Origin of the sequence: Kineosporia corallincola (assembly GCF_018499875.1) — a bacterium.
Taxonomy (GTDB): Bacteria; Actinomycetota; Actinomycetes; order Actinomycetales; family Kineosporiaceae; genus Kineosporia; species Kineosporia corallincola.
The window spans coordinates 83231-105272 of sequence record NZ_JAHBAY010000018.1 but is presented as its reverse complement, the minus strand read 5'-3'; the positions used below and the strand labels follow the sequence as shown (position 1 = coordinate 105272).

Annotated in this window: 16 protein-coding genes; 10 read left to right on the top strand and 6 right to left on the bottom strand. The window is 70.7% G+C overall.

Annotated features, from left to right (window positions below):
• The first annotated feature begins 167 nt into the window (after positions 1 to 167).
• Together KIH74_RS31980 and KIH74_RS31975 are read left to right on the top strand one after the other, a co-directional pair.
• Positions 168 to 1058 carry a calcium-binding protein gene (locus tag KIH74_RS31980; protein ID WP_214160146.1) on the top strand — a complete coding sequence of 297 codons (891 nt, stop codon included), beginning with the start codon at positions 168 to 170 and terminating at the stop codon, positions 1056 to 1058.
• 188 nt (positions 1059 to 1246) lie between these two features.
• Complete coding sequence (locus tag KIH74_RS31975; RefSeq protein ID WP_214160145.1) at positions 1247 to 2149, top strand: calcium-binding protein; 903 nt, start codon at positions 1247 to 1249, stop codon at positions 2147 to 2149.
• 99 nt (positions 2150 to 2248) lie between these two features.
• Here the strand turns inward: KIH74_RS31975 and KIH74_RS31970 are convergent, their stop codons facing one another.
• From KIH74_RS31970 to KIH74_RS31955, 4 genes are all read right to left on the bottom strand, one after another.
• On the bottom strand, positions 2249 to 3952 hold the full coding sequence (locus KIH74_RS31970) for an allophanate hydrolase (protein WP_214160144.1): 1704 nt from the start codon (positions 3950 to 3952) through the stop codon (positions 2249 to 2251).
• Positions 3949 to 4638 carry an urea amidolyase associated protein UAAP2 gene (locus tag KIH74_RS31965; protein ID WP_214160143.1) on the bottom strand — a complete coding sequence of 230 codons (690 nt, stop codon included), beginning with the start codon at positions 4636 to 4638 and terminating at the stop codon, positions 3949 to 3951. The genes KIH74_RS31970 and KIH74_RS31965 overlap by 4 nt, the downstream gene beginning before the upstream one ends.
• Complete coding sequence (locus KIH74_RS31960; RefSeq protein ID WP_308114056.1) at positions 4638 to 5501, bottom strand: urea amidolyase associated protein UAAP1; 864 nt, start codon at positions 5499 to 5501, stop codon at positions 4638 to 4640. The genes KIH74_RS31965 and KIH74_RS31960 overlap by 1 nt, the downstream gene beginning before the upstream one ends.
• A gap of 110 nt (positions 5502 to 5611) precedes the next feature.
• The gene (locus KIH74_RS31955; protein WP_214160142.1) at positions 5612 to 8719 is read right to left on the bottom strand and encodes a ricin-type beta-trefoil lectin domain protein; all 3108 of its coding nucleotides are present in this window, start codon (positions 8717 to 8719) and stop codon (positions 5612 to 5614) included.
• A gap of 229 nt (positions 8720 to 8948) precedes the next feature.
• Between KIH74_RS31955 and KIH74_RS31950 the strand changes: the two genes are divergently transcribed.
• Positions 8949 to 10409, top strand: coding sequence for an aldehyde dehydrogenase family protein (locus KIH74_RS31950; RefSeq protein ID WP_214160141.1), 1461 nt, complete (start codon positions 8949 to 8951; stop codon positions 10407 to 10409).
• 166 nt (positions 10410 to 10575) lie between these two features.
• Complete coding sequence (locus tag KIH74_RS31945) at positions 10576 to 11451, top strand: SDR family NAD(P)-dependent oxidoreductase (RefSeq protein WP_214160140.1); 876 nt, start codon at positions 10576 to 10578, stop codon at positions 11449 to 11451.
• Between the two features lie 45 nt (positions 11452 to 11496).
• Here the strand turns inward: KIH74_RS31945 and KIH74_RS31940 are convergent, their stop codons facing one another.
• A complete protein-coding gene (locus KIH74_RS31940; RefSeq protein WP_214160139.1) occupies positions 11497 to 12681 on the bottom strand; it encodes an MFS transporter in 1185 nt (394 codons plus the stop codon).
• Between the two features lie 145 nt (positions 12682 to 12826).
• Here KIH74_RS31940 and KIH74_RS31935 point away from each other — a divergent pair, with 145 nt between their 5' ends.
• The 4 genes from KIH74_RS31935 (at position 12827) to KIH74_RS31920 (ending at position 18135) form a co-directional block, all read left to right on the top strand.
• The gene (locus tag KIH74_RS31935; protein ID WP_214160138.1) at positions 12827 to 14062 is read left to right on the top strand and encodes an aminotransferase class V-fold PLP-dependent enzyme; all 1236 of its coding nucleotides are present in this window, start codon (positions 12827 to 12829) and stop codon (positions 14060 to 14062) included.
• A 4-nt stretch (positions 14063 to 14066) separates the two neighbouring features.
• Positions 14067 to 15158: an N-methyl-L-tryptophan oxidase gene (gene solA, locus KIH74_RS31930; RefSeq protein WP_214160137.1), complete on the top strand. Its 1092-nt coding sequence runs from the start codon at positions 14067 to 14069 to the stop codon at positions 15156 to 15158.
• A 40-nt stretch (positions 15159 to 15198) separates the two neighbouring features.
• The gene (locus KIH74_RS31925) at positions 15199 to 17100 is read left to right on the top strand and encodes a primary-amine oxidase (RefSeq protein WP_214160136.1); all 1902 of its coding nucleotides are present in this window, start codon (positions 15199 to 15201) and stop codon (positions 17098 to 17100) included.
• Positions 17101 to 17196: 96 nt separating this feature from the next.
• Positions 17197 to 18135 (top strand): PDR/VanB family oxidoreductase, encoded by a 939-nt coding sequence (locus KIH74_RS31920; RefSeq protein WP_214160135.1) that lies wholly within the window; start codon positions 17197 to 17199, stop codon positions 18133 to 18135.
• A 50-nt stretch (positions 18136 to 18185) separates the two neighbouring features.
• Here the strand turns inward: KIH74_RS31920 and KIH74_RS31915 are convergent, their stop codons facing one another.
• Positions 18186 to 18905, bottom strand: a complete 720-nt coding sequence (locus tag KIH74_RS31915; RefSeq protein WP_214160134.1) for a GntR family transcriptional regulator — start codon at positions 18903 to 18905, stop codon at positions 18186 to 18188.
• Between the two features lie 189 nt (positions 18906 to 19094).
• Between KIH74_RS31915 and KIH74_RS31910 the strand changes: the two genes are divergently transcribed.
• Complete coding sequence (locus KIH74_RS31910) at positions 19095 to 20441, top strand: aromatic ring-hydroxylating dioxygenase subunit alpha (RefSeq protein WP_214160133.1); 1347 nt, start codon at positions 19095 to 19097, stop codon at positions 20439 to 20441.
• A gap of 91 nt (positions 20442 to 20532) precedes the next feature.
• Positions 20533 to 21999 (top strand): glutamine synthetase family protein, encoded by a 1467-nt coding sequence (locus tag KIH74_RS31905; RefSeq protein WP_372492158.1) that lies wholly within the window; start codon positions 20533 to 20535, stop codon positions 21997 to 21999.
• Positions 22000 to 22042: the final 43 nt, after the last annotated feature.

Here is a 22042-nt window from a genome sequence, read left to right as displayed (position 1 = left end):
ACGTCGACGGGCCGTGAGGCCCTCGGCGTCCTCGGCGTTTTGGCGCCGATCCCGCCGAAAGTGAACTTTTCGCCGTTTCGGGTGTGCGGGTCCCCGCGATCTGGCAGCGTGCCGCCGCGGGGGAAAACCCCCGTACCGACACGAATCCCAACCCGGAGGATCAACACATGGCTTTCAGACGACGCCGGGTCGCGCTGCCTGCACTGGGAGCGACCGCGGTCCTGGTGGCCGGGGGCGCGGGTGCTCTCGCCCTGGCGGGAAACGCGCAGGCGGCGGCCACGTCGGCCACCGTCACCTTCCAGGGGCAGGGGCTGACCTACCAGGCGGCCGCCGGGCAGACCAACAAGCTCACCCTGACCAAGACGACGGCCGGCGTGGAGGACGACAACTCCGCGTACGGTGCGTCGGAGTACACCTACACGCTCGACGACGTCGTCACGATCACGTTCACCGACGACCGGTGCTCCTACCCGGTCAGCTCGGACCACACCAAGGTGGTCTGCACCTGGATCGTGGAGGCCGGGCAGGACCCGGACTACGTCTCGGCGATCAAGCTGGGCGACAAGAACGACAAGGTCACGTTCGTGAACCCGAAGGGGGACACCTACGACGCCGAGACGTTCTACCTGGGCGCCGGCAACGACACCTACGTCAGCACGAAGTACGCCGACGGCAGCCGCATCGAGGCCGGTCCCGGCAACGACAAGGTCACCATCGACAAGATCTCCGGTGACCTGGGCGGGGTGCTGGGCGGTACCGGCAACGACACCGTCCAGGTGAAGAGCGGTACCAGCTGGTTCATCAACGGCGGCGCCGGCAACGACACGATCACCGGTGGCAAGGGCACCCAGTACCTGAACGGTGACGCCGGGAACGACCTGATCAAGGGCGGTTCCGGGGCCGACGTGATCACCGGTGGCAAGGGCAACGACACGCTCTACGGCAACGACGGCGCCGACCAGATCTACGGCAACAGCGGCAACGACAAGCTGTACGGCGGCAAGGGCACCGACACGCTGCTCGGCGGTTCCGGCAAGAACGTGATCAAGCAGAACTGACGATCCCGGTTCGTACCCCCGTCCCGCCGGCCGCAGCGGATGCGGTTGGCGGGACCCGGGTTTGGGCCGTCGGGAGCCGGACCGGACTTTTTCGGCCGTTCCGGGGACGGGGACGCGGTGGATCTGAGAGCGTGAGGTATCGGGGTAAAACCCCCATACGGCTCGAATCCCGCACGGAGGTATTCCGCATGACCCGACGCAGAGGCCGCCCAGGCCTGCCCGCACTGGCCGTGACCACCACATCGCTGCTGGCTGTGGGTCTTTCACCGGTGCTCCTGGCGAGCGGCGCGCAGGCCGCGGCCAAGCCGGCCACCGTCAGCATCAGCGCCAACGGCCAGAAACTGACCTACCAGGCGGCCGGCGGCCAGACCAACAAGCTCACCGTCACCAAGACCTCGAAGGGGGTCGAAGACGACCACTCCGGCTACGGCGAGCTCGAGTTCACCTACGTGATCGACGATTCCGTCGAGATCACCTCGGCCAGCGAGTACTGCACCTACCCGAAGAGCGGCGACCGCACCCGGATCTCCTGCACCTGGAACGTGCTGATGGGCCAGGACCCTGGCTACGTGGGCACTTTCAAGCTGGGCGACAAGAACGACTCGGTCCGGTTCGTGAACCCGACCGACGACACCTACAGCCCCGACGAATGGTTCCTGGGCCTGGGCAACGACACCTACACCAGCCCGGACACCCACCTCGACGGCGGAAAGATCTACGGTGGCACCGGTAACGACAAGATCACCGTCGGCCGGGCCGGCGGCGACCTGACCGGGGTGCACGGCGACAAGGGCAACGACACGATCCGGGTGACCAAGGGCGAGGCCTGGAACATCGACGGCGGTGCCGGCAACGACACCATCTACGGCGGCGCCGGGCAGGACGACCTGGCCGGTGGTGACGGCAACGACCTGATCCACGGCGGTTCCGGGCGTGACGAGATCACCGGCGGCCGGGGTGACGACCGGCTGTACGGCGACGCCGGTGCCGACACGATCTACGGCAACAGCGGCAACGACAAGCTGTACGGCGGCACGGGCACCGACACCCTGCTGGGTGGACCCGGCAAAGACGTGATCAAGCAGAACTGACGCCAGAACCCGCTCTGCCCTTGGCTTCTCGGGGGCCCGGGTCAGGCGAGGCGGGATGCTCGCACCGCCAGGTCGACTCTCCGTTCTGCCGACCGAAGATCACGATGAGCTCGGCCGGCTCCTGACCGCATCCAGGTGGGCGAGCCAGCCGCCGTGCCGGGTGATCTCGGTCGCACCGGCCAGTGCGGAGGGCTCGCAGAGGAACCCGCTCACCTGCCGCCCGTCGTCCAGGTCGACCCGGCCGATCGCCATCGGCCGGGGCAGCGCGGCCACGAACGCCCCGAAGCCCGCCGCCGGCAGGCGCCACACCTCACCGGCGATGCCCGCGGTGCCGGTGCTGTCGGGTTCACCGGGAAGTGCCCGCACCAGGCCGGGTTTGGGCGGCGTGGTGTCCAGGGCGTACAGCCGGTAGGCATCCGTGGTGCGCACCGCGCCGACCAGCGAACCGCCGGCCCGCACCAGGTCGCCGTTCAGCGGCTGGCCGGACAGGTGCGCCCCGACCACCAGCAGGTCCACGTCGTCGAAGCCGATCCGGCCGGCCAGGGCGGCCAGCGCCTGGTCGCTGTGGGCGGGGCCGGTCAGCATGACGCCGAACGGCAGGCCGTTCACCGCACCGGCGGGCACCGCGAGGGCGGCCAGGTCGAGCAAATTGGCGAAGTTCGTGTAGCGGCCCATCCGGCTGTTCGCGCCGACCGGGTCGGCGGCCACCTCGGCCAGCGTCGGGTGCCAGGTGGTGGTGGGGGTCAGCAGCGCGTCGGTGCCGGCCAGCAGCTCCCGGCCGGCCTGCCCGAGCCGCTCCAGCTTCTCCTGGTCGCGGAACACCTGCACGGCGCCGATCTGGTGCCCGGCGTTGATGATCGCCGCGACGGTCGGGTCCAGGTCGGTGCCGATCAGGCCGGCGTGCCCGGCCAGGTGGTCGCCCACCGCCGCCGTCCGCTCGGCCACGAACGCCCCCTGGTACAGCAGCGAGGCGGCCTCCAGCAGCGGTGCGATGTCCACCTCGACGATCCGCACCCCGCAGCGCCGCAGCCCCTGCACGACCTCGCCGAATCGTTCGGCCCACCCGGGGGCCAGCCCGTCCAGGTGCTCACGCGTGGGGACGGCGATCCGTGGGACGCCCGCCACCGGCACCGGGGTCCCGGGGTTCGCCGGCGGTCCGGGGCCGTCCGGTTCGGCCATGATCTCCGCCGCCAGCCGGGCCAGGTCGAGGCGCCGGGCGAAAACCGTGACGCAGTCCAGGCTCCGGCAGGCGGGCACCACACCGGTGGTCGGCACCAGGCCGCGGGTGGGCTTCACCCCGACGATGCCGTTGAGCGCCGCGGGTACTCGGCCGGAGCCGGCCGTGTCGGTGCCCAGGGCCAGGTCGACCTGCCCGAGGGCCACCGCGACCGCGGACCCCGAGCTCGATCCGCCCGAGATGCGCGAGCGGTCCCAGGCGTTCGGCACCGCGCCGAACGGGCTGCGGGTGCCGACCAGGCCGGTGGCGAACTGGTCCAGGTTGGTCTTGCCGATCACCACCGCACCGGCCGCGCGCAGCCGGGCCACGGCCGTGGCGTCGGCAGCCGGGTGGTACTCGTACGAGCGGGCGCCGGCCGTGGTGGGCAGCCCGGCCACGTCGATGTTGTCCTTCACCGCCGCGACCAGCCCGGCCAGCGGCAGGTGCTCACCGTCGGCCACCCGCCGGTCGATCTCCCGCGCCTCGGCCAGTGCCTCGGCCTCGGGACGCAGGGTGATCCAGATCGCGGGATGATCGTCGTCCACCATTTTTCGGTAGGCGGCCGAAACCCTTGCGGTGGAGCTCATTCCGTGGTCCGGGTGACGACGGCCCGCAGGGGCGTGGGGTTGAAGTCGTTGCAGGGATTGTTCATCTGCGGGCAGTTCGAGATCAGCACCAGCACGTCCTGGTCGGCACGCAGGGCCACGCGGCGGCCCGGGGCCGACATGCCGTCGACGATGCCGAGCGAACCGTCCTGCTCCACCGGCACATTCATGAACCAGTTCAGGTTCGACACGATGTCGCCCGCGCCCAGCCCGTGCCGGATGCCCTCGGCCAGGAAGTTCTCCCGGCAGCCGTGCTCGAACGCGGTGTGGTGTCCGTAGCGCAGGGTGTTCGACTCCTTGGAGCAGGCCCCGCCGATCGTGTCCTGCCGTTCCACCTCGTTGCCCACGACCGTCATCAGCGGGTTGCCGAACTGGCTGCGCAGCACGGTTCCCGTGCGCACGTAGGCGTTTCCCTGCCAGTGCAGGGTGTCCGGCACGCTGTAGTGCTCGGCGGTGTCGGCCGCGGAGTAGATCAGGCAGTCGCCCGACTGGTTGCCACCGACGTCGACCAGGGTGAGGACGTCACCGGCCCGCACGACGGCCGACCAGGCGCCGCGCGCCGCGATCCGCTCGTCGAGCACGATCCGGCCGGCCACCAGCGGCTCCGACCAGTCCAGAACCGTCTCCGGTGGATACGAATAGCCCACCGGAACCGTGCTTTCCGCCATCACAACCCCCGGGCCGAAACGTAGTCGACGGTGTTCAGATAGGCCCGCCGGCGTTCCGGCGAGGCCTCGTAGGCGGTGTCACCCGGACCGGTCGGGGTGCTCCGCCAGGCATGCACGCGCAGCGGTCCGACCTGGTAGTTCTCGCGCGGGTCGAGAGGATGGGCCACGTTCGCGACCAGCACGATCAGCGGCAGCTCGGCGATCAGGTCGACGGACGACGCCGGCCCGGCCGAGCCCAGCCACTCGAAGCCGCCGTCGGCGGCGACGTGCACACCCTGGAAGAACGACACCGCGGGGGGCAGATCACGCGGCCCCAGGCCGTGTTTCGCGGCGGCGAGGGTGAACTGCGCCATGCCGGACGGCGAGGGGCCCTCCGGCCGCGCGTCGCCGTACTTGTGCAGGTTCCAGGCGTCGCTGCTGGTGCCGCAGAACGTGTCGTGGCGGCCCGAGGTGTCGCGGGTGACGGTGGCCAGCACCCGGCCGTCGTTGGACAGCAGCGGGTGGTCGTCGGAAAGGTAGGCCTGCCAGGGGATCTTGCGGGTGTCGGCCACGTTCAGCCGCTCCACCGGCTCCAGGGCGTTGTAGAGCAGAACGTGGGCGCAGGCGTCACCGGTCGGGTCGTCCAGCCGGACCTGGCTGCCGCGGGCCAGCACCTTGTGCGTGTACCCGCCCGGGGCAACGGTTTCCGCCCAGACCAGGAGCGCCGGGTCGACGTCCTCGGGCGGGAACGGCGTGCTCGACGCGGGCAGGTAGGGCATCCACGCGGACTGCTGGTCGCCCTGGGCCCGGGCATCGGCGCGGGCCGCCAGCACGCTGGCGGTGTTACGGGTGTCATGCGAGCCGGTGGCCGCTGCTGTATCCACGTGCCCTCACTCTGCGTCGATGGAAGTGGATCCAACTTAGCCGGTGAAGGATCCAGTGAATAGGGCCCCGGATGTGACGTGCACGTCCGGGGCCCTCGACGCGGATGCGCTCAGGCTGCGGGCAACGTCCACAGCTGCTCGGTGGCAGCGGTGCACGCCTTGAGGCCGAACGACGCCCCGTAGGCGAACTCGGAAGCCGTCAGGCACTGACCCGATGCAGTGTTGACCACCGTTCCGTCCGCGGCCTGCTCCCAGACCTGCGACTCGTCGTCGGCGTCGCAGCCGGCCATGGCCACCCGGCCGTCGCTGTCCGGCGAGGGCGTCAGACAGGCGTCGGACCGGCTCAGGCGCCCGTCGTCGTCGAGAACGAATTTTTGTGCGGCAGAACCGTTGCAGTCCCACAGCCAGACCACGTCGCGGACGTCTGCGCACCAGCTGGCGTCCGGGGTGGCGATCGGGCCACCCTCCGCCGGCGCGGTGGACGTCGGCGACGACGTCCCGGTGCCGGTCGGGTCGCTGGTGGATGTCGGGGTGGACGTCGGGGTGGACGTCGGGTCGCCCGTGGACGTCGGGGTAGAGGTCGACGTCGGGCTGGTGGTCGGCTCACCGGTGGAGGTCGGCGTCGGGACCGAGGTGTCACCGTCGGGGGTGGGCAGGTGCCACCACTGGCGGGTGCTGCCGTCGCAGGTCGCCAGGGTGAACTGGGTCGCCGTGGTGAAGGCGGGCGCGTTCAGGCACAGACCCGAGCCTGACTCCACGGTGGCGTCGCCCTTCTGGGCCCAGGTGGATGCGCCGGAGCAGTCACCCACCCCGACCGCGGCGCCCGCCTCGGCGGTGCCGTCGACGGTCAGGCAGACCCCCTTGACCTCGAAGGTGCCGTCGTCGCGAACGGTCCACGCCTGGGTGTCGGTGCTTTTGTCGCACGGCCACACCACGACCGGGTTGTCCTCGTCGGTCTTGCCGTAGTAGTCGTCCGCGCACCACGAGGCGGCGCCGGCGATCTGTCCGTCGGCCACCTTCCAGGTGAACGAGACACTGCCGGTGGCACCGTTGCTGCCGGTCGCCGTGACCGTCGCGGTACTGGCGTCCTGGTGCGTCGTCACCGTGCCGCTGACCAGGCCGGAGTTCTTGTCGATGGAGAGGCCGGCCGGCAGGCCGGTGGCCGTGTAGGTGAACGTCGCCGTGGTGTCGAGGCTCGAGGCCCGGATCCGCCGGCTCACCACGGTGCCGCGGTGGGTCACCTGGCTGCCCGGATTGGTGAAGGTGATCGTCGTCGGCATGCCGGAGGGCAGTTCCCACTTCTGGCCGTCGGCCCCGGTGCAGGCGGCCAGGGTGAGCTGGACCGCCTCGCCGGCGCGCGGGGCGGTGAGGCATTGACCGGTCGCCGGGTTCACCAGCTGCCCGGCGGAATCCTGCTTCCAGACCTGGTCGTCCCCGTCGTCACAACTGTTCAGCACGATCAGCCGACCGTCCGCGGAGTCGGCGCCGGCGGCACTCACGCACTTGGTCACGTCACGTTGGTAGAAGCGGATGGTGCCGTCGATCGGCAGCAGCCAGTTCTGGTTGCACAGATGGATCTGGATCTTGGTGCCCTCGGCGGTCTGCGAGTTGTCGTCGTCCAGGCAGTACCCGCCGACCCCCTTCACGTAGCCGAGCCCCACGACGACATCCCACTGGAACGTCTCGGTGGTGCTTCCCGCGCTGTCGGTGGCCGTGATCGTGACCAGGTTGGTCGCGGCCGCGGACGAGGTGACGGCGCCGGTGATCTTTCCGGTGGAGGTGTTCATGGTGATCCCGTCGGGCAGGCCGGTGGCCTTGAACGTGACCGTTCCGCTGGTGCCGGAGGCGGTGACCGGCAGGGACACCTGCTGGCCGAACGTCGTCTTCTGCCGGCCCGGGTTGCTCAGGACCAGGCCCGAGTGGCACCGGCTCTGCATCAGCAGGTTGGGCGAACCGGCCTTGGCGTCGGCGATGATGCCGGGCACGGCGCAGTCCGTCAGGGCCTGGCTCACCTGGGCCGGGGTGGCTGACGGGTGGTCGGACAGGTAGACGGCGGCGGCCCCGGCCACCAGCGGGGCCGAGAACGAGGTCCCTCCGGTGGTCTCGGACGCAGTGTCACTGGTGTACGAGGCGGTCTGGACGTCGTTGCCGGGTGCGAACAGGTCGAGGCACGAACCGTAGGACGAGTAGCTGGACCGGTTGTCGTCCGGGTCGGTGGCACCGACCGTGATGGCCTCGGGGACCCGCGCCGGCGAACGGGTGCAGGCGTCGTCGGCACTGTTCCCGGCCGCCACGACGAAGACGACGCCGGAGGCGATGGTCGCCTGGACCGCCTCGTCCAGCGGCGCGTAGGCGCCGGTGCCCCAGCTGGCGTTGATCACGGAAGGGCCGGCGGCGTTCGCGTCGATCCAGTCGAGAGCGGCGAGAGCGTCGGTCGCGGCCGCCAGGTTGTCGCACCCGATCACCCGGATGCCCAGAATGTTGGCCTTCCTCGCCACCCCGTAGGTGTCACCGGCAGCCACGCCGCCGACCGCGGTGCCGTGACCCCCGCAGTCCTCGGCGTCGTCCGGGTTCGGGCCGCTGAGGGCGGCCCGGCCGCCGAACGACTCGTGGGTGATGCGCAGGCCGCTGTCCAGGACGTAGATGTCCACGCCGGCGCCGTCGTTGGAGTCGTAGTCGTAGGTACCGCTCAGCGGCAGGCTCGCCTGGTCGGACCGGTCCAGGTTCCAGGAGGCGTCGGTCTGGTGGGCGGCGCTGTCCGGATCGGTGTCGCCGGTGGCCAGGGAGGCGACCGTGAGGTCCTGGGTCACCGACTTCACCCGCGGCTGCGCTGCCATCCTCTTGGCCTGCTGGGCGTTCATCTTCACGGCGAAGCCGTGCAGCGCGGTGCTGTAGACGGTGGTCACCCGGCCGCCCACCTCGTCCGTCAGGTGCCGGGCGGCCTTCTTCAGCTGGGCCGGCGTACGAAGGTCGGCGCTGTCGGAGAACCGGACGACGTAGCTGCCCTTGATCGGCTTTCCGGCCTGGTCGGACGCGTCCCAGTCGGCCTGCTGGATCCCGGTGGAGACGTCGGGTGACGCAGCAGATGTCGTCGTGGTGCTCGGGGAGGAGTCACCGGTCGTCAGGGTGACACCAGCGGCTACGGCTACGGCCGCGGCCAGGCTGCCCGCGACGACCGCTGCAATGCGGTGGCGTCGCGAAAGGGCTTGTCTGATCACGTTTTCCTGTCCAGGAGAGAGAGGCGCGTGTCGTTTTTGCCCGGAAATGCTAACAGCAGCCCGATCGACGGCGATCTTTTTCGAGTACCGAAAGGGCAGACCTGGGTGCACTTCCGGAGGGCGCCGTGAGGGCTGCGGACAGCCGGTCGCGAGGCAGCCTTCCGGAGTAGGATCCATCAGTGTAGATTTTGGATCCAAATCGGAACGGGTCGATCGCAAGGAGAACCAGGTGTCCCAGACGCTGCGCGAAGGGCTGCCCACGCTGCCCGACATCACCCCGTTCCTGCTGGCCGGGGAGTGGGTGGCGGACGGGCGAGAGCTGTTCGGCGTCCTCGACCCCGCCACCGAGGAACGACTCACCCAGGTGCCCCAGGCGTCCACCGCCGATGTCGACGCCGCTGTGCGGGCCGGCGTGAAAGCCCTGAAGGACCGGGCCTGGACGGGCCTGGCCCCGCTCGAGCGCGCCCGCATCATGAACCGGATCGCCGACCTGATCGAGGACGCCCTCGAAGACCTGGCGATCCTCGAGACCCGCGACAACGGCAAGCCGATCGAGCGCTCGCGGGCCGACACCGCCCAGGCCGCAGCGACTTTCCGGCACTACGCGGGCGCCCCGTCGCGGTTGGCCGGCGCCACCGTGCCGATCGGCGACGGGCACCACGTGTACACCACGCTGAACCCGGTCGGGGTGGCGGCGCTGATCCTGCCCTGGAACTTCCCGATCATGACCGGCGCCTTCAAGATCGCCCCGGCCCTGGCCGCGGGCTGCTCGATCGTGGTCAAGCCGGCCGAGCAGACCCCGCTGACCATGCTCCGGCTGGCCGCGATCATGCGTGAGGCGGGCGTGCCCGACGGTGTGGTCAGCGTGCTCACCGGTGACGGGCGGGTGGGCGCCGCGCTGGTCGAGCACCCGGGCGTGGCCAAGGTGTCGTTCACCGGCAGCACGTCGGTGGGCCGCATCGTGGGCCGCACCGCGGCGGAGACGTTCAAGCGGGTGACGCTCGAACTGGGCGGCAAGAGCGCCAACATCGTGTTCGCCGACGCCGACCTGGACGCCGCGGTGACCACCGCCATGCGCGCGTCGTTCGGCCACTCCGGCCAGATGTGCACCGCGGGAAGCCGTCTGCTGGTGCAGAACTCGATCCTGCCGGAGATGACGGAACGGCTCGCCGCCGCGGTCGCCAGGGTGCCGCTGGGAGACGGCCTGGCCGGCGGTGTCTCGGTCGGCCCGCTGGTCTCGCAGGAGCAGCGCGAGCAGGTGCTCGGCTACATCGAGAAGGGGAAGGCCGACGGCGCCGAGCTGGTGAGCGGCGGCGGGACCCCGGACCGGCCGGGCTATTACGTCGAGCCCACCCTGTTCACCGGCGTGCGCAACGACATGGTGATCGCCCGCGAGGAGATCTTCGGCCCGGTGGTCGGCGTGCTCGGTTTCGAGGACGAGGACGAGGCGATCGCCATCGCCAACGACTCCACCTACGGCCTGGCCGGCGGAGTCTGGACCAACGACCTGCGCCGCGCCCACCGCGTGGCCGCCGCGATCGACGCCGGCACGATCTGGGTGAACACCTACAACGTGTTCGACCCGGCCCTCGGCTTCGGCGGGGTCAAGGACTCCGGCCTGGGCCGCGACCTGGGCGACGAGGCACTGCTCGGCTTCACCGAGACCAAGGCCGTGGTCATCGCCCTCTGAGGCTTCCGCTGTGCCGGGCGTCGTCACCGACCTCCGCGTGGGAGATGCTTTTCGTTTTTGACACCGTCAACGCGCCCATGGTGGTGTCAAAAACGAAAGGGTTCCTCGCCGCCGGGCCGGAGAGGGCGAGTCGTGGGGGAGCCTGCCGGGGCGGCAGACTCGGCCCATGACCGAGGAGCCCGTGACCGAGGAACCCGTGACCGGGAAGCCCGTGACCGAGGAGCCCGTGACCGGGAAGCCAGCGTCCGAGAAGACTGTGGCCGAGAAGACTGTGGCCGAGGAGCCTGTGCTCGAAGGCTTCGGGCGGGAGAGCAGACGGGCGGTCGTCGCCGGGATCGCGGCCGGGCCGGGTCTTGCCACGGCTCTGGAACTGGGACGTCGGGGCTGGTCCGTGACCGTGGTGGACGGTGACGAGGAGGCGGGCGTGCGGGCGCTCAGGCAGCTCCTGGCCGACGGTGCCGGCGAGCGCTACGACTTCGTCGAGACCGATCTGTCGTCGCTGGACGCGGTGCACGAGCTGGGCGCCTGGCTGCCCATGACCGGTGAACTGCACCTGCTGGTGAACAATTTCGGGACCGTCCAGACGTCCCTCGTGCTCGAGTATCTCGGCCCGCGCCTGCTCACCGAGGCGTTGCTGCCCACGCTGGCGACCCATGCGCCGGGCCGGGTCGTGCATGTCGTCCCCGGCGCGGTCCGGCAGGCGACACCGGAGGGCGCCGGGTCGGCCGACCTCGCCTGGGTGCTGGACGGCACGGCCCGCCAGGCCAGCATGGGTATCACCGCGGTCCTGGCCGATCCGGGCCATCCGCACCCCTCGCCGAACCCGGACCCCTCGCCGGACCCCTCGCCGACGCCGGACCCCTCGCCGACCCCGGTCGTGCCGCCGACGCCGGCCACTCGGCCAAGGCCGGCCACCTCGCCGAATCCGTCAGACCTGGACACGGCCGGGCCGGTTCTGCGGGCCTGCCTGCTGCCGGATCTGGCTCCGGGCACGATCATCGGCCCGGACGGCCTCCGGACGACGTGGAGTGGAGCTTCGTGACTCCAGTGCATGACGATGCGGGACGGTGCGGTGCGCGTCCGGTCGTCAGGGGGCCGGGGGTGCGGTCCGGGCGCTGGGCGGCAGAGCCGGGAGGGCCAGGAGCTGGAGGGCCGCCGTCACGACGAAAACCCAGCCCAGGCCCAGCCACTCGTCCACGAAGCCACCCATGAACTGGCCGGCGGCCATGCCCAGGGCGGTGAACGAACTGAACACCCCGAGCCCCACCGCCCGGTGGTCGGCGGGCAGGCCGTCGCTGGCCAGCAGGGTCAGGGCCGGATACATCGGGGCGTAGACGAACCCGAGCAGGGCGGCACCCAGCGCGGCCGTCCAGAATGACGAGGTGGCGCTGAGGATCAGCAGCCCGGCGGTGATCCCGAGCAGGCCGCCGATCGCGATCGGGCGTGGGGGAGTGGTGTCGGTCAGCCGGCTGAACAGCACCCGGGAGGCGATCAGGCAGACGGCGAACACCGGGAAAAGGCTGGCGGCGCCGAACCACCCGTCCGTCGCCAGGCCCCGGCTCTCCAGCAGCACCACCAGATAGGTGGTGATCACCGCCTGCCCGGCCCAGGCCGCCGCCGCGACCACACCGGGGCGGCTGACCGTCGACACCACCTCGCGCAACCCGGAGAGGGTCATCGCGCCGGCCGGTTCCGGGCGCACCGGTTCCACGGCGAACGCCACGCAGAACAGCATGGCCGCCGTCATCGCCGCGAACACCAGCCAGACCGCCGCGAATCCGCTCGTCTGGTAGACGTTCTCGCCGATCACCGGGCCGAGGGCGAAGGCGATCCAGACGCTCAGCCCGAAGATGCTCAGGGCCTGACCCCGGCTGGCCCGCGGTGACGTGGCCACCACCCAGGCGGTCGCGACGGTGGCCACGCTGGCTCCGCCCCCGCCGATCAGGATCCGCCCCAGCCCGGCCAGTGCGAGTGTCTGCGGGCCGACCGTGGTCAGCAGGGTGAGCAGAAAACCGGCCAGCGCGGCCACGGCGCCCGCGACGCCGACCAGGCGGTATCCGTAGCGGTCGGCGGCGTGCCCGGCGATCGGCTGCCAGACCAGCGAGCTGAGGGGTGCGAGGGCCGCGATCACCCCGGCCGCCGCCGGGCTCGCCCCGAAGGAGCCGGTGACGAACCGGGCGATGACCGGTGAGGTGCCGTTGAAGGTGGCGTTCTCCAGCGTCGACGCACCGAAGACGAGCCAGAACGTGACCGTGGTCGCGGGACGGCGCATCAACGACACCTGTTCAGATCGTATCCACTCACCATAGGATCGTATCCACATCACCTACGAGTGGACGCTAGAGGCTTTCGCCCGTACTACAGTGGATCCAATCGTGTTATTTTCGGATCCGAAGTTTCGACTAGAGGCGGTTGGTGTGGAGAGCTCTCTCGATGCGGGACCGGCTGTGCTCCAGGAGCGCGCCGTACCCGTCGACGTGGCCGCCGAGCGGGCGCGCACGCCGGGCACCGCGGTCGCCCACCACTTCAACGCCGCGGGGGCCGCGCTGCCCTCGGCCCCGGTCGTCCAGTCGGTGGTCGACCACCTGCGGCTGGAGGAGCAGATCGGCGGGTACGAGGCCGCCCATCAGGTCGCCGACCGGATCGAGGACGCCTACCGCGACGCGGCCCGGCTGCTGAACGCCGATCCGGGCGAGATCGCCCTGTTCGACAGCGCTTCCACCGGCCTGCGCACGATCATCGACGCGCTGCGGCTCGGCACCGGCCACCGGCTGCTGGTCAGCCGGTCCACCTACGTCAGCCACGCGCTGCACCTGATGAGCCTGGGCCGTGAGCACGACGTCGAGCTGGTCGTGGTGCCGAACGGCCCGGACGGTGCGGTGGACCTGGAGGCCCTGGACCTGGAACTGGCCGGCGGCGCCCCGGCGATCCTCTGCGTGGCCCACATCCCCACCTCCTCCGGCCTGGTCGAGCCGGTCGCCGAGATCGGCGCACTGGCACGGCGTTACGGTGCCCGGTACGTGCTCGACGCGACCCAGTCGGTGGGCCAGCTGGCGCTGGACGTGACCCGGATCGGCTGCGACGCGCTGGTCACCACCGGCCGCAAGTTCCTGCGTGCCCCGCGCGGCACCGGTTTCGCCTATGTCGGAGCGGATCTGGTGAGCTCGCTGGCACCGACGGCGCCGGACGTGCGCGGCGCGGTCTGGACGTCGTCCCGGAAATGGGAGCTGAAAGACGGTGCGCGCCGGTTCGAGACCTGGGAGGCGTCGATCGCCGGCCGGATCGGGCTGGGCGTGGCGCTGGCCGAGGCGCTGGAGCTCGGGACCGCGCGCACCGAGGACCATCTCGTGACGATGGCCGCCGGGCTGCGGGAGACGCTGGGCGAGATCCCGGCGGTCACCGTGCAGGACCCGCCGGCCTCGCCGTCGGCGATCGTGACCTTCACCGTCGACGGGAAGCCCGCGCGGCAGGTGAACGAGCGGCTGGCCGCGCACGACGTGCGCACCGTGTCGGTGCCCGCCTCGCACGCGCAGTGGGACCTCGGGGCCCGGGGTGTGGACGCCGTGGTGCGGGCCTCGCCGCACGTCTACACCGACGGGTCGGACATGTCGGCGCTGATCGATGCGGTCACCCTGATCGCCCAGGAGGTCTGAGTCAATGGTGGACGTCGATGTGCTCGTGGCCGGTCTCGGCGTGCACGGTTCCGCAACCGTTTTCGAGCTCGCCCGGCAGGGGGTGGACGTGCTCGGCCTGGACCGCTTCGAGGAGGGGCACGGGCGCGGGTCCTCGCACGGGCGCACCCGGATGATTCGCCGGGCCTACCCGAACCCGGCCTGGAATCCGTTCGTGGAGCGGGCCTTCGACGGCTGGGCGCGCTGGGAGGCGGCCGGCGGTCGCACGCTGATTCACCGCACCGGTGGCCTGTACGCACATCGTGGCGCCGCCTCGATGCAGGGGCGGGACTGCCGGGCCGTGACCGATCCGGCCGAGATGTCCGACCTGATGCCGGGATTCCGGGTGCCAGACGGCTACGGCGCGGTCCACGACCCGAACGCCGGCGTGCTGGAGGCGTCGACGGCCCTGGAGGTCGCCCGGGCCGGGGCCCGGGCCGACGGCGCCGAACTGGTGTTCGGCGAGAACGTGCTGTCCTGGCGCCCGGAGGGCGACGGCTGTGTGGTCACCACCGACCGTCGCGAGATTCGCTGCAACCGGCTGGTTCTGACGGCCGGGTCGTGGTCCGGGCAGCTGGTGCCCGAGCTGGCCCACCTCTTCGAGGTCTGGCGCATCGTCACCGTCACCCTGGCCGCCGGCCAGGCCGACGGAATGCCGCCCCGGCTCGGCTGTTTCTCCGTCGACCGGCCCGAGGGCCTGGTATTCGGCATTCCCGACGCGGCCGGCAACGGGTTCAAGGCCGGCGTCGACGCCGGGCCGGTCTGGGACCCGGAGGTCCCGGTCGCCGCGCCGTCACAGGCCGAGATCGACGAGCTGACCGGCCTGATGACCGCCTACGTGCCCGGCATCGCCCCGGAGGTGACCGAGGTGGCCGCCTGCCTGTACACGATGACCGCCGACAAGCGGTTCGTGATCGGTACCCTGCCCTGGGCGCCGAACGTGACCGTGGCGGCGGCCTGTTCCGGGCACGGCTTCAAGTTCGGCCCCGCCGTCGGGGAGGCGGTGGCCGACCTGGTGCTCGGCCGGCCCCGGCCCGACCTGGATTTCATCGGCGTACAGCGCCGGATCACGACCTGAGGTAGAGGTTTTCGCCGTCCATGATTTCGAAGGAGACCGAGTGACCCGCCACTGGAACGACCCCCTGACCGAGGACGAGATCGCCACGGTGATCGCCCTGGTGCGCGCCGACGAGCGGATCGGCGACAGGCCGCGGTTCTGGGGCATCGCCGTGGACGAGGCGCTGGCCCGGGCACTGGCCCCCGGCCAGGGCCGTCCGGTGCGCACCGTGGTGATGAACCCGGACGCCCACGCCGCCTGGGAGGTGGCCGCCTGGACCGCCGGCACCGACCGCGAGGCCTCGATCACCAGCTGGCGCGACGTGGACGCCAAGCGTCCCGGCGTCTCCAGCGAGGAGGCCCGGATGGTGGCGGCGGCCTGCCGGGAGGACCAGGGCCTGAAGGACGCGCTGGCCAAGCGTGGCATCCACGACGTCTCGCTGGTCTGGGTCGACCCCGAGTCGATCACCGGGTTCGAGCCGGAAGGCTATGAGGACCGCCGCCTTTCGTGGGGCACCGTGTGGCACCGGGAGACCGAGGACGACAACGGCTACGCCCGTCCGGTGGCCGGCCTGGTGCCGATCGTCGACCTGGAGACGCTGGAGGTCATCGCGATCGAGGACCACGGCGTGCTGCCGATGGCCTCGGAGACCGGCAACTACCGGTCCGGCACCTGGGGCCCCGACCGGGAGGTCGCGCCGCTGGAGATCATCCAGCCGCAGGGGCCCGGTTTCGGCATCGACGGGCAGCTGGTCACCTGGCAGAACTGGGCCTTCCGGATCGGCTTCACGCACCGCGAGGGCATGGTGCTGCACGACATCGAGTACGCCGGGCGCCCGATCATGAAACGCGCTGCGGTGAACGAGATGTACGTGCCGTACCTCGACCCGGACCCCACGGCCTACCGCAAGAACTTCTTCGACTGGGGCGAGTACGGCGCCGGCCCGCTCACCGCCTCGCTCGAACTGGGCTGCGACTGCCTCGGCGAGATCCGGTATTTCGATGCCGCGGTGGTCAACGGTCACGGTGACGCCCGCACCATCAAGAACGCGGTGTGCCTGCACGAGGAGGACCACTCGATCCTCTGGAAGCACGTGAACACCCGCACCGGTGAGGCCGACGTGCGCCGCGCCCGGCGTCTGGTGGTCTCGTTCTTCGCCACCGTGGCCAACTACGACTACGGCTTCTACTGGTCGCTGTACCAGGACGGCATGATCGAGCTGGAGATCAAGCTGACCGGGGTGATGTCGGTGTCCGGCATCGCCGACGGCGAGAACCCCACCTACGGGCGGATGGTCAGCCCCAACGTGCAGGCCCCGAACCACCAGCACTACTTCGGCATGCGGCTCGACATGGGCGTCGACGGCCCGGTCAACCGGCTGTACGAGGTGCACGCCGAGGTCGAGGAGGACGAGGAGCTCAACCCCTACGGCAACGCCTGCAAGATGGTGCGCACCCAGCTCGCCACCGAGAAACAGGCCGCCCGCCGGTCGAATCCGGCCACCTCCACGTACTGGCTGGTCGAGAGCGACGACACGGTGAACCGGTTCGGCGACAAGACCGCCTACCGGCTGTCGATCCAGAACACCGCCAGGCTCTTCGCCAAGCCGGGCAGTGTGGTCGAGCGCAAGGCCCCCTTCGTCGCGCAGCACCTGTGGGCCACGCCGTTCGACGGCAGCGAGCGCTTCATCGCCGGCGAGTACCCGAACCAGGCCGACCTGGGGGCCGACGGGGTGCAGGCCTGGCAGCAGGCCGACCGGTCGCTCGACGGCGCCGAGCTCGTGCTCTGGCCGGTCATCGGTGTGCACCACGTGCCGCGTCCGGAGGAGTGGCCGATCATGCCGGTGCACCGCCTGGGCATGCGCCTGGAGCCGGACGGCTTCTTCGACCGCAACCCCTCGCTCGACCTGCCGGCCCCGATGAGCCACAGCAGCTCCGACGGCGGGGACGCCTGCTGCCACTGACGTACAGCCGGGGGACGCCCGCCCGCTCGACCCGAGCGGGCGGGCGTCCCCTGTTCTGCCCGGAACGTTCTGCCCGGAACCCACGAAGGACTCGACATGGACGACACGTTCTCCCCGTATTTCGTGCGGGGCATGCACATCGTGGCGGACGGGGTCATGCTCGTCGAACTGGAACCGCGGGGGTCCGCCGTGGTCTGGGAGCCCGGCGCCCACATCGACGTGACGGTCGGCGACGGCACCACCCGCCAGTTCTCGGTCTGCGGTGGGCAGTCCGGGTCGCTGACGATCGCGGTGCGGCACGAGGCCACGGGCAGCGGCGGATCCAGCTGGATCCATGACGTGCTGCGCCCGGGCTGGACGGTGCAAATCCGCGGCCCGCGCAACCATTTCGTCCTCGAGGACTCCGGGCGCTACCTCTTCGTGGCCGGCGGCATCGGCATCACCCCGCTGCTGCCGATGCTGGAGAAGGCCGCGGCGGACGGTGCCGCCTGGGAGCTGCTCTACTTCGGCCGGACGCTCGCGACCATGCCCTTCCGGGAGCGTCTGGCCGGGTACGGCGACCGGGTGCGGCTGCTGCCCGCCGATGCCCCCGGGCGTCCCCCGCTCGCCGATCTCCTGAGCCCGGTCGAGCCGGGGACGCTCGTGTACACCTGCGGCCCGGCCCGCCTGATGGACGGCGTGCGGGAGGTTCTGGAGGCCCGGGGCCTCGGCGACGACCTGCGACAGGAGTACTTCAGTGCCCCGGCCACCGACGAGGAGGCCGAGACCGGTGCGTTCACCGTGCGACTGGCCACGTCCGGGCGGGAACTCAGGGTGGACGCGGACCGGACGCTGCTCGACGTGCTCACCGGTGAGGCGGGGGCCGACATCCTGCGCGACTGTGAGGAGGGAATCTGCGGGACCTGCGAAACCCGGGTGGTGTCAGGAACTGTCGAGCACCGTGACCATGTGCTGACCCGGACCGAGAAGGAGGCGGGCGACTGCATGATGGTCTGTGTGTCGAGGGCCTCGGGCCTGCTGGTGCTCGACCTCTGAGCACCGGCGGCCGTCGGGAAAATTGTTGCGGTGAGCCGCCTTCCGACCGGTCAACCCCGGAAAACGGTGGACGATCGGCGCTCGTACCAGTGCGCCAGGTGCTCGCCGGCCTTGAGGACGTGCTCGCGCATCTCCCGGCCGGCGGTCTCGGTGTCGCCCGCGACCATGGCGGCGATGATGCGCTCGTGCTCGCGGTGGTTCTCCTCGCGCTGCCGGGCGTCGTTGACGATCAGCGCCGACGAGACGTTGCGCGGGAAGGTCTCGTTGATGTCGTTCACCGCCTTGGCCAGGCGGGCGTTCGCGGCGATGGTGAGGATCAGGGTGTGGAACACGTCGTTCGCCGGGCGGTCGGCCGAGGCCGGGTTCTCGCCCCGGGACAGGGCCGAGGAGTGGTCGTACATCGACTGATTCGCCTGGCGTAGCTCTTCCAGCTCGGCCTGGGTGATGCGGCTGACCGCGCGGGTGGCGGCCAGGGACTCCAGCTCGGCGCGCACCTCGTAGGCCTCCCGGACCTCCCACGGCGCCGGAACCCGCACCACGGCACCGCGATTGGGCAGCACCTCGATCAGGCCACCGCTCTGCAACTGGCGCAGGGCCTCGCGGATCGGGGTACGGCTCACGCCGAAGTCGCTGGCCAGCTCGGCCTGTCGCAGCTGCGCGCCGATCGGGATCTCGCCCGACATGATGCGTTCGCGGATGCGGGCCGCGACGTCGTCCACCAGGGCATTGCCCGATTTCTCCGTGCCGGCCAGGCCGGTGGTGTCCACCATGATCGCGGTTCTCCCCTCGCGCACGGTCCGGCGCGGTTGCGCGCCTGCTGCGGCGCCTGTGAAGCAAAACGCTAGCAGAACACCCACAGATGGACCCCGTTCCAGCAGTTCTGGCTATGAATTCTATTGAATGGGATCCATCAATGCTAAGTTGGGATCCATTCTGAGTCGCTATCCGGAGGAGCGTCAGTGCTCAAGCGCGAGGACAACGAGAAGCTGACCCAGACCGGGCCGGGTACCCCGCTCGGTGGGCTGATGCGGGCGTACTGGCAACCGGCGGCCCTGGTCTCGGAGATGTCGCAGGAGAAGCCGGTCAAGGCCGTGCGGATGTTCGGCGAGGACCTGGTGCTCTTCCGCAAGCCCGGCGGAGCCTGGGGTCTGATCAGCCGGTTCTGCGCGCACCGCGGCGTCGATCTGTCGTACGGGCGGCTGGAGGACGGCGGACTGCGGTGCCTCTACCACGGCTGGCTCTACGACTCCCAGGGCCAGTGCGTCGATCAGCCGGCCGAACCCGAGCACAGCCGGTTCGCCGACAAGATCCGCATCGACAGCTACCCCTGCCGGGAGAAGAACGGCATCATCTTCGCCTACCTCGGCGCCGGTGACCCGCCCCCGTTCCCCGACTACGACTGCTTCACCGCGCCGGACGAGTACACCTTCGCCTTCAAGGGCCTGTGGGAGTGCAACTGGCTCCAGGGCGTCGAGGGCGGCATCGACCCGAGCCACGTGTCCTTCCTGCACCGGTTCATCGAGGAGGACCCGCGCGAGACCTATGGTCAGCAGTTCAGCGAGGAGGTCGAGGGCACCGGGAAGAAGCTGTCCAAGCTGGTGGGCGACAACTTCCGGCCGGACATCGAGGTGGAGAGCGCCGAGCACGGCCTGCGGGTGTTCGCGGTGCGTCAGCTGACCGAGCAGATCAAGCACGTGCGGGTGACGAACCTGCTGTTCCCCAACGCCTTCGTGGTGCCGTTCGGCAAGACCAAGGTGTTCACCCAGTGGCACGTGCCGATCGACGACCACCATCACTACTGGTACATGATCTGGTACGACTACGCCGAGACCACCGACAAGGAGACGCTGCTGCGGCAGCGTCTGGCCGAGGTCAGCCTGCCGGACTACCGGCCGTTGCGGAACCGTTCCAACAACTGGGGTTTCGACCCGGTCGAGCAGAAGAACGTCACCTACACCGGCATGGGTCTCGACATCAACGTCCACGACCAGTGGGCGGTCGAGAGCATGGGCCCGATCCAGGACCGCACCGTGGAGCGACTCGGCGTGTCCGACCGCGCGGTGACGGCGAACCGGCGCCTGCTGCTGAAGGCGATCGAGGCGCACGCCGCCGGCGGGAAGATCCCGGCCCACCCGCTCGACGAGACCGAGGCGGCCACCTACACCGGCCCGTTCGCGGTCGACACCCTGGCCGCGAACGAGAACTGGCAGCAGCACTGGCTGGACGCCGAGCAGGAGCGCCGCCAGGCGTCGCCGTGGGCCGCCACCGTGCCGCCGGTCGGGGCGGAGGCCGACGCCGATGCCTGAGGACGACGTGCGGACCGTGCCGGAATCGGCGTTGCGCAATCACGACGGACGCGATCACGCCGAGGGCGGCGGCGGTCCGGGAGCCCGGCCGATGCTGGCCAAGGACCGCGGCGGATTCGTCGACCGGCACGACCTGTGGACCGACGCGCAGTACGCGGCCTCCGCCCAGATGCGCCGGGTGATCGACGAAATCGGCCTGGAGATGATCCGGTTCGCCTTCGTCGACCAGCACGGCCTGCTGCGCGGCAAGACCGTCACCCGCTCGAACGTGGCCGCCGCCATGCGCTCGGGCATCACCGCCCCGAGCTCGCTGCTGCTGAAAGACACCTCGGGCAAGTCGGTCTTCCCGGTGTTCACCCCCGACGCCGGGCTCGGCGTCCGGCAGCTGGCCGGTGCCGGTGACATCGTGCTGGTGCCCGACCCGACCACGTTCCGGGTGCTGCCGTGGGCCGAGCGCACCGGATGGGTGCTGTGCGACCTGCGTTTCCCGGACGGCTCCGAGGTCGCCTTCAGCACCCGTGACCTGCTGCGCCGTCAGCTGGGGCGGCTGGAGCTGGCCGGATACCGGATGACCGTGGGCGCCGAGCTGGAGTTACACGTGTTCCGTTCCGACGCGGCCCCGTTCGCCGCCTCCCGGGTCGGCCGGCCGGGGGCACCGGGCCTGCCGGGAACGGTGCACCCGACCACGCCCGGCGCGCAGTTGCTGCACGAGGAGGCCCTCGACGGCCTCGACGACCTGGTGCAGGCGCTGTACCGCGGGCTCACCGCGCTGGACCTGCCGTTGCGCACGCTGGAGCTGGAGTTCGGGCCCAGCCAGCTGGAACTCACGATGGACGCCGCCGACGCGGCGGTCACGGCGGACGCGGTGGTGCTGTGCCGCAGCGCCGTCCGGCAGATCGCCCGGCGGCTGGGCTACGAGGCCACGTTCATGTCACGGCCGCAGGGCGCCGAAACCGCCTCGACCGGCTGGCATCTGCATCAGTCGCTCACCTCGGCAGTGACCGGCGAACTCTCGTTCGTTCCGCCGAACGGTGACGCCGGGCCACTGTCTGTGAACGGAAAGCACTACCTGGAAGGCCTTCTCACCCACGCCCGGGCGGCGGCCGGGTTCAGCACCCCGACGGTCAACGGGTTCAAGCGTTACCAGCCCTATTCGCTGGCGCCCGACCGGGTGGCCTGGGGAATCGACAACAAGGGGGCGATGGTGCGGGTGGTCGGCGGTGCCGGCGACCCGGCCACCCGGCTGGAGAACCGCTCCGGCGAGCCCTCCGCCAATCCCTACCTCTACATCGCCTCCCAGCTGGTCAGCGGTCTGGACGGGATGGAGCGGAAGCTGGAGCTGCGGGCCCCCACGAGCAACCCGTACGAGAACGACGCCGAGCGCCTGCCGCGCTCGCTCGGCGAGGCGGTGGACGCGCTGGAGGCCGACCCGCTCTTCGCGCGGGCCTTCGGGCGTGACGTGATCGACTGGTACGCCGCGATCAAGCGCAGCGAGTTCGACCGCTACCTCACACACGTCTCGGACTGGGAGCAGCGCGAGTACCTGGGCATGTTCTGAGAGGTACTGGTGGGCCCGGATGCCCGGGCCCACCAGGCACGGC

Excerpts from the sequence above, each read along its gene's own strand:
- KIH74_RS31905 (WP_372492158.1), top strand. The coding sequence starts at position 20,533 with ATGCTGGCCAAGGACCGCGGCGGATTCGTCGACCGGCACGACCTGTGG.
- KIH74_RS31970 (WP_214160144.1), bottom strand. The coding sequence starts at position 3,952 with ATGAGCTCCACCGCAAGGGTTTCGGCCGCCTACCGAAAAATGGTGGAC.
- KIH74_RS31980 (WP_214160146.1), top strand. The coding sequence starts at position 168 with ATGGCTTTCAGACGACGCCGGGTCGCGCTGCCTGCACTGGGAGCGACC.
- KIH74_RS31915 (WP_214160134.1), bottom strand. The coding sequence starts at position 18,905 with ATGGTGGACACCACCGGCCTGGCCGGCACGGAGAAATCGGGCAATGCC.
- KIH74_RS31940 (WP_214160139.1), bottom strand. The coding sequence starts at position 12,681 with ATGCGCCGTCCCGCGACCACGGTCACGTTCTGGCTCGTCTTCGGTGCG.
- solA (WP_214160137.1), top strand. The coding sequence starts at position 14,067 with ATGGTGGACGTCGATGTGCTCGTGGCCGGTCTCGGCGTGCACGGTTCC.
- KIH74_RS31965 (WP_214160143.1), bottom strand. The coding sequence starts at position 4,638 with ATGGCGGAAAGCACGGTTCCGGTGGGCTATTCGTATCCACCGGAGACG.
- KIH74_RS31975 (WP_214160145.1), top strand. The coding sequence starts at position 1,247 with ATGACCCGACGCAGAGGCCGCCCAGGCCTGCCCGCACTGGCCGTGACC.
- KIH74_RS31945 (WP_214160140.1), top strand. The coding sequence starts at position 10,576 with ATGACCGAGGAGCCCGTGACCGAGGAACCCGTGACCGGGAAGCCCGTG.
- KIH74_RS31920 (WP_214160135.1), top strand. The coding sequence starts at position 17,197 with ATGGACGACACGTTCTCCCCGTATTTCGTGCGGGGCATGCACATCGTG.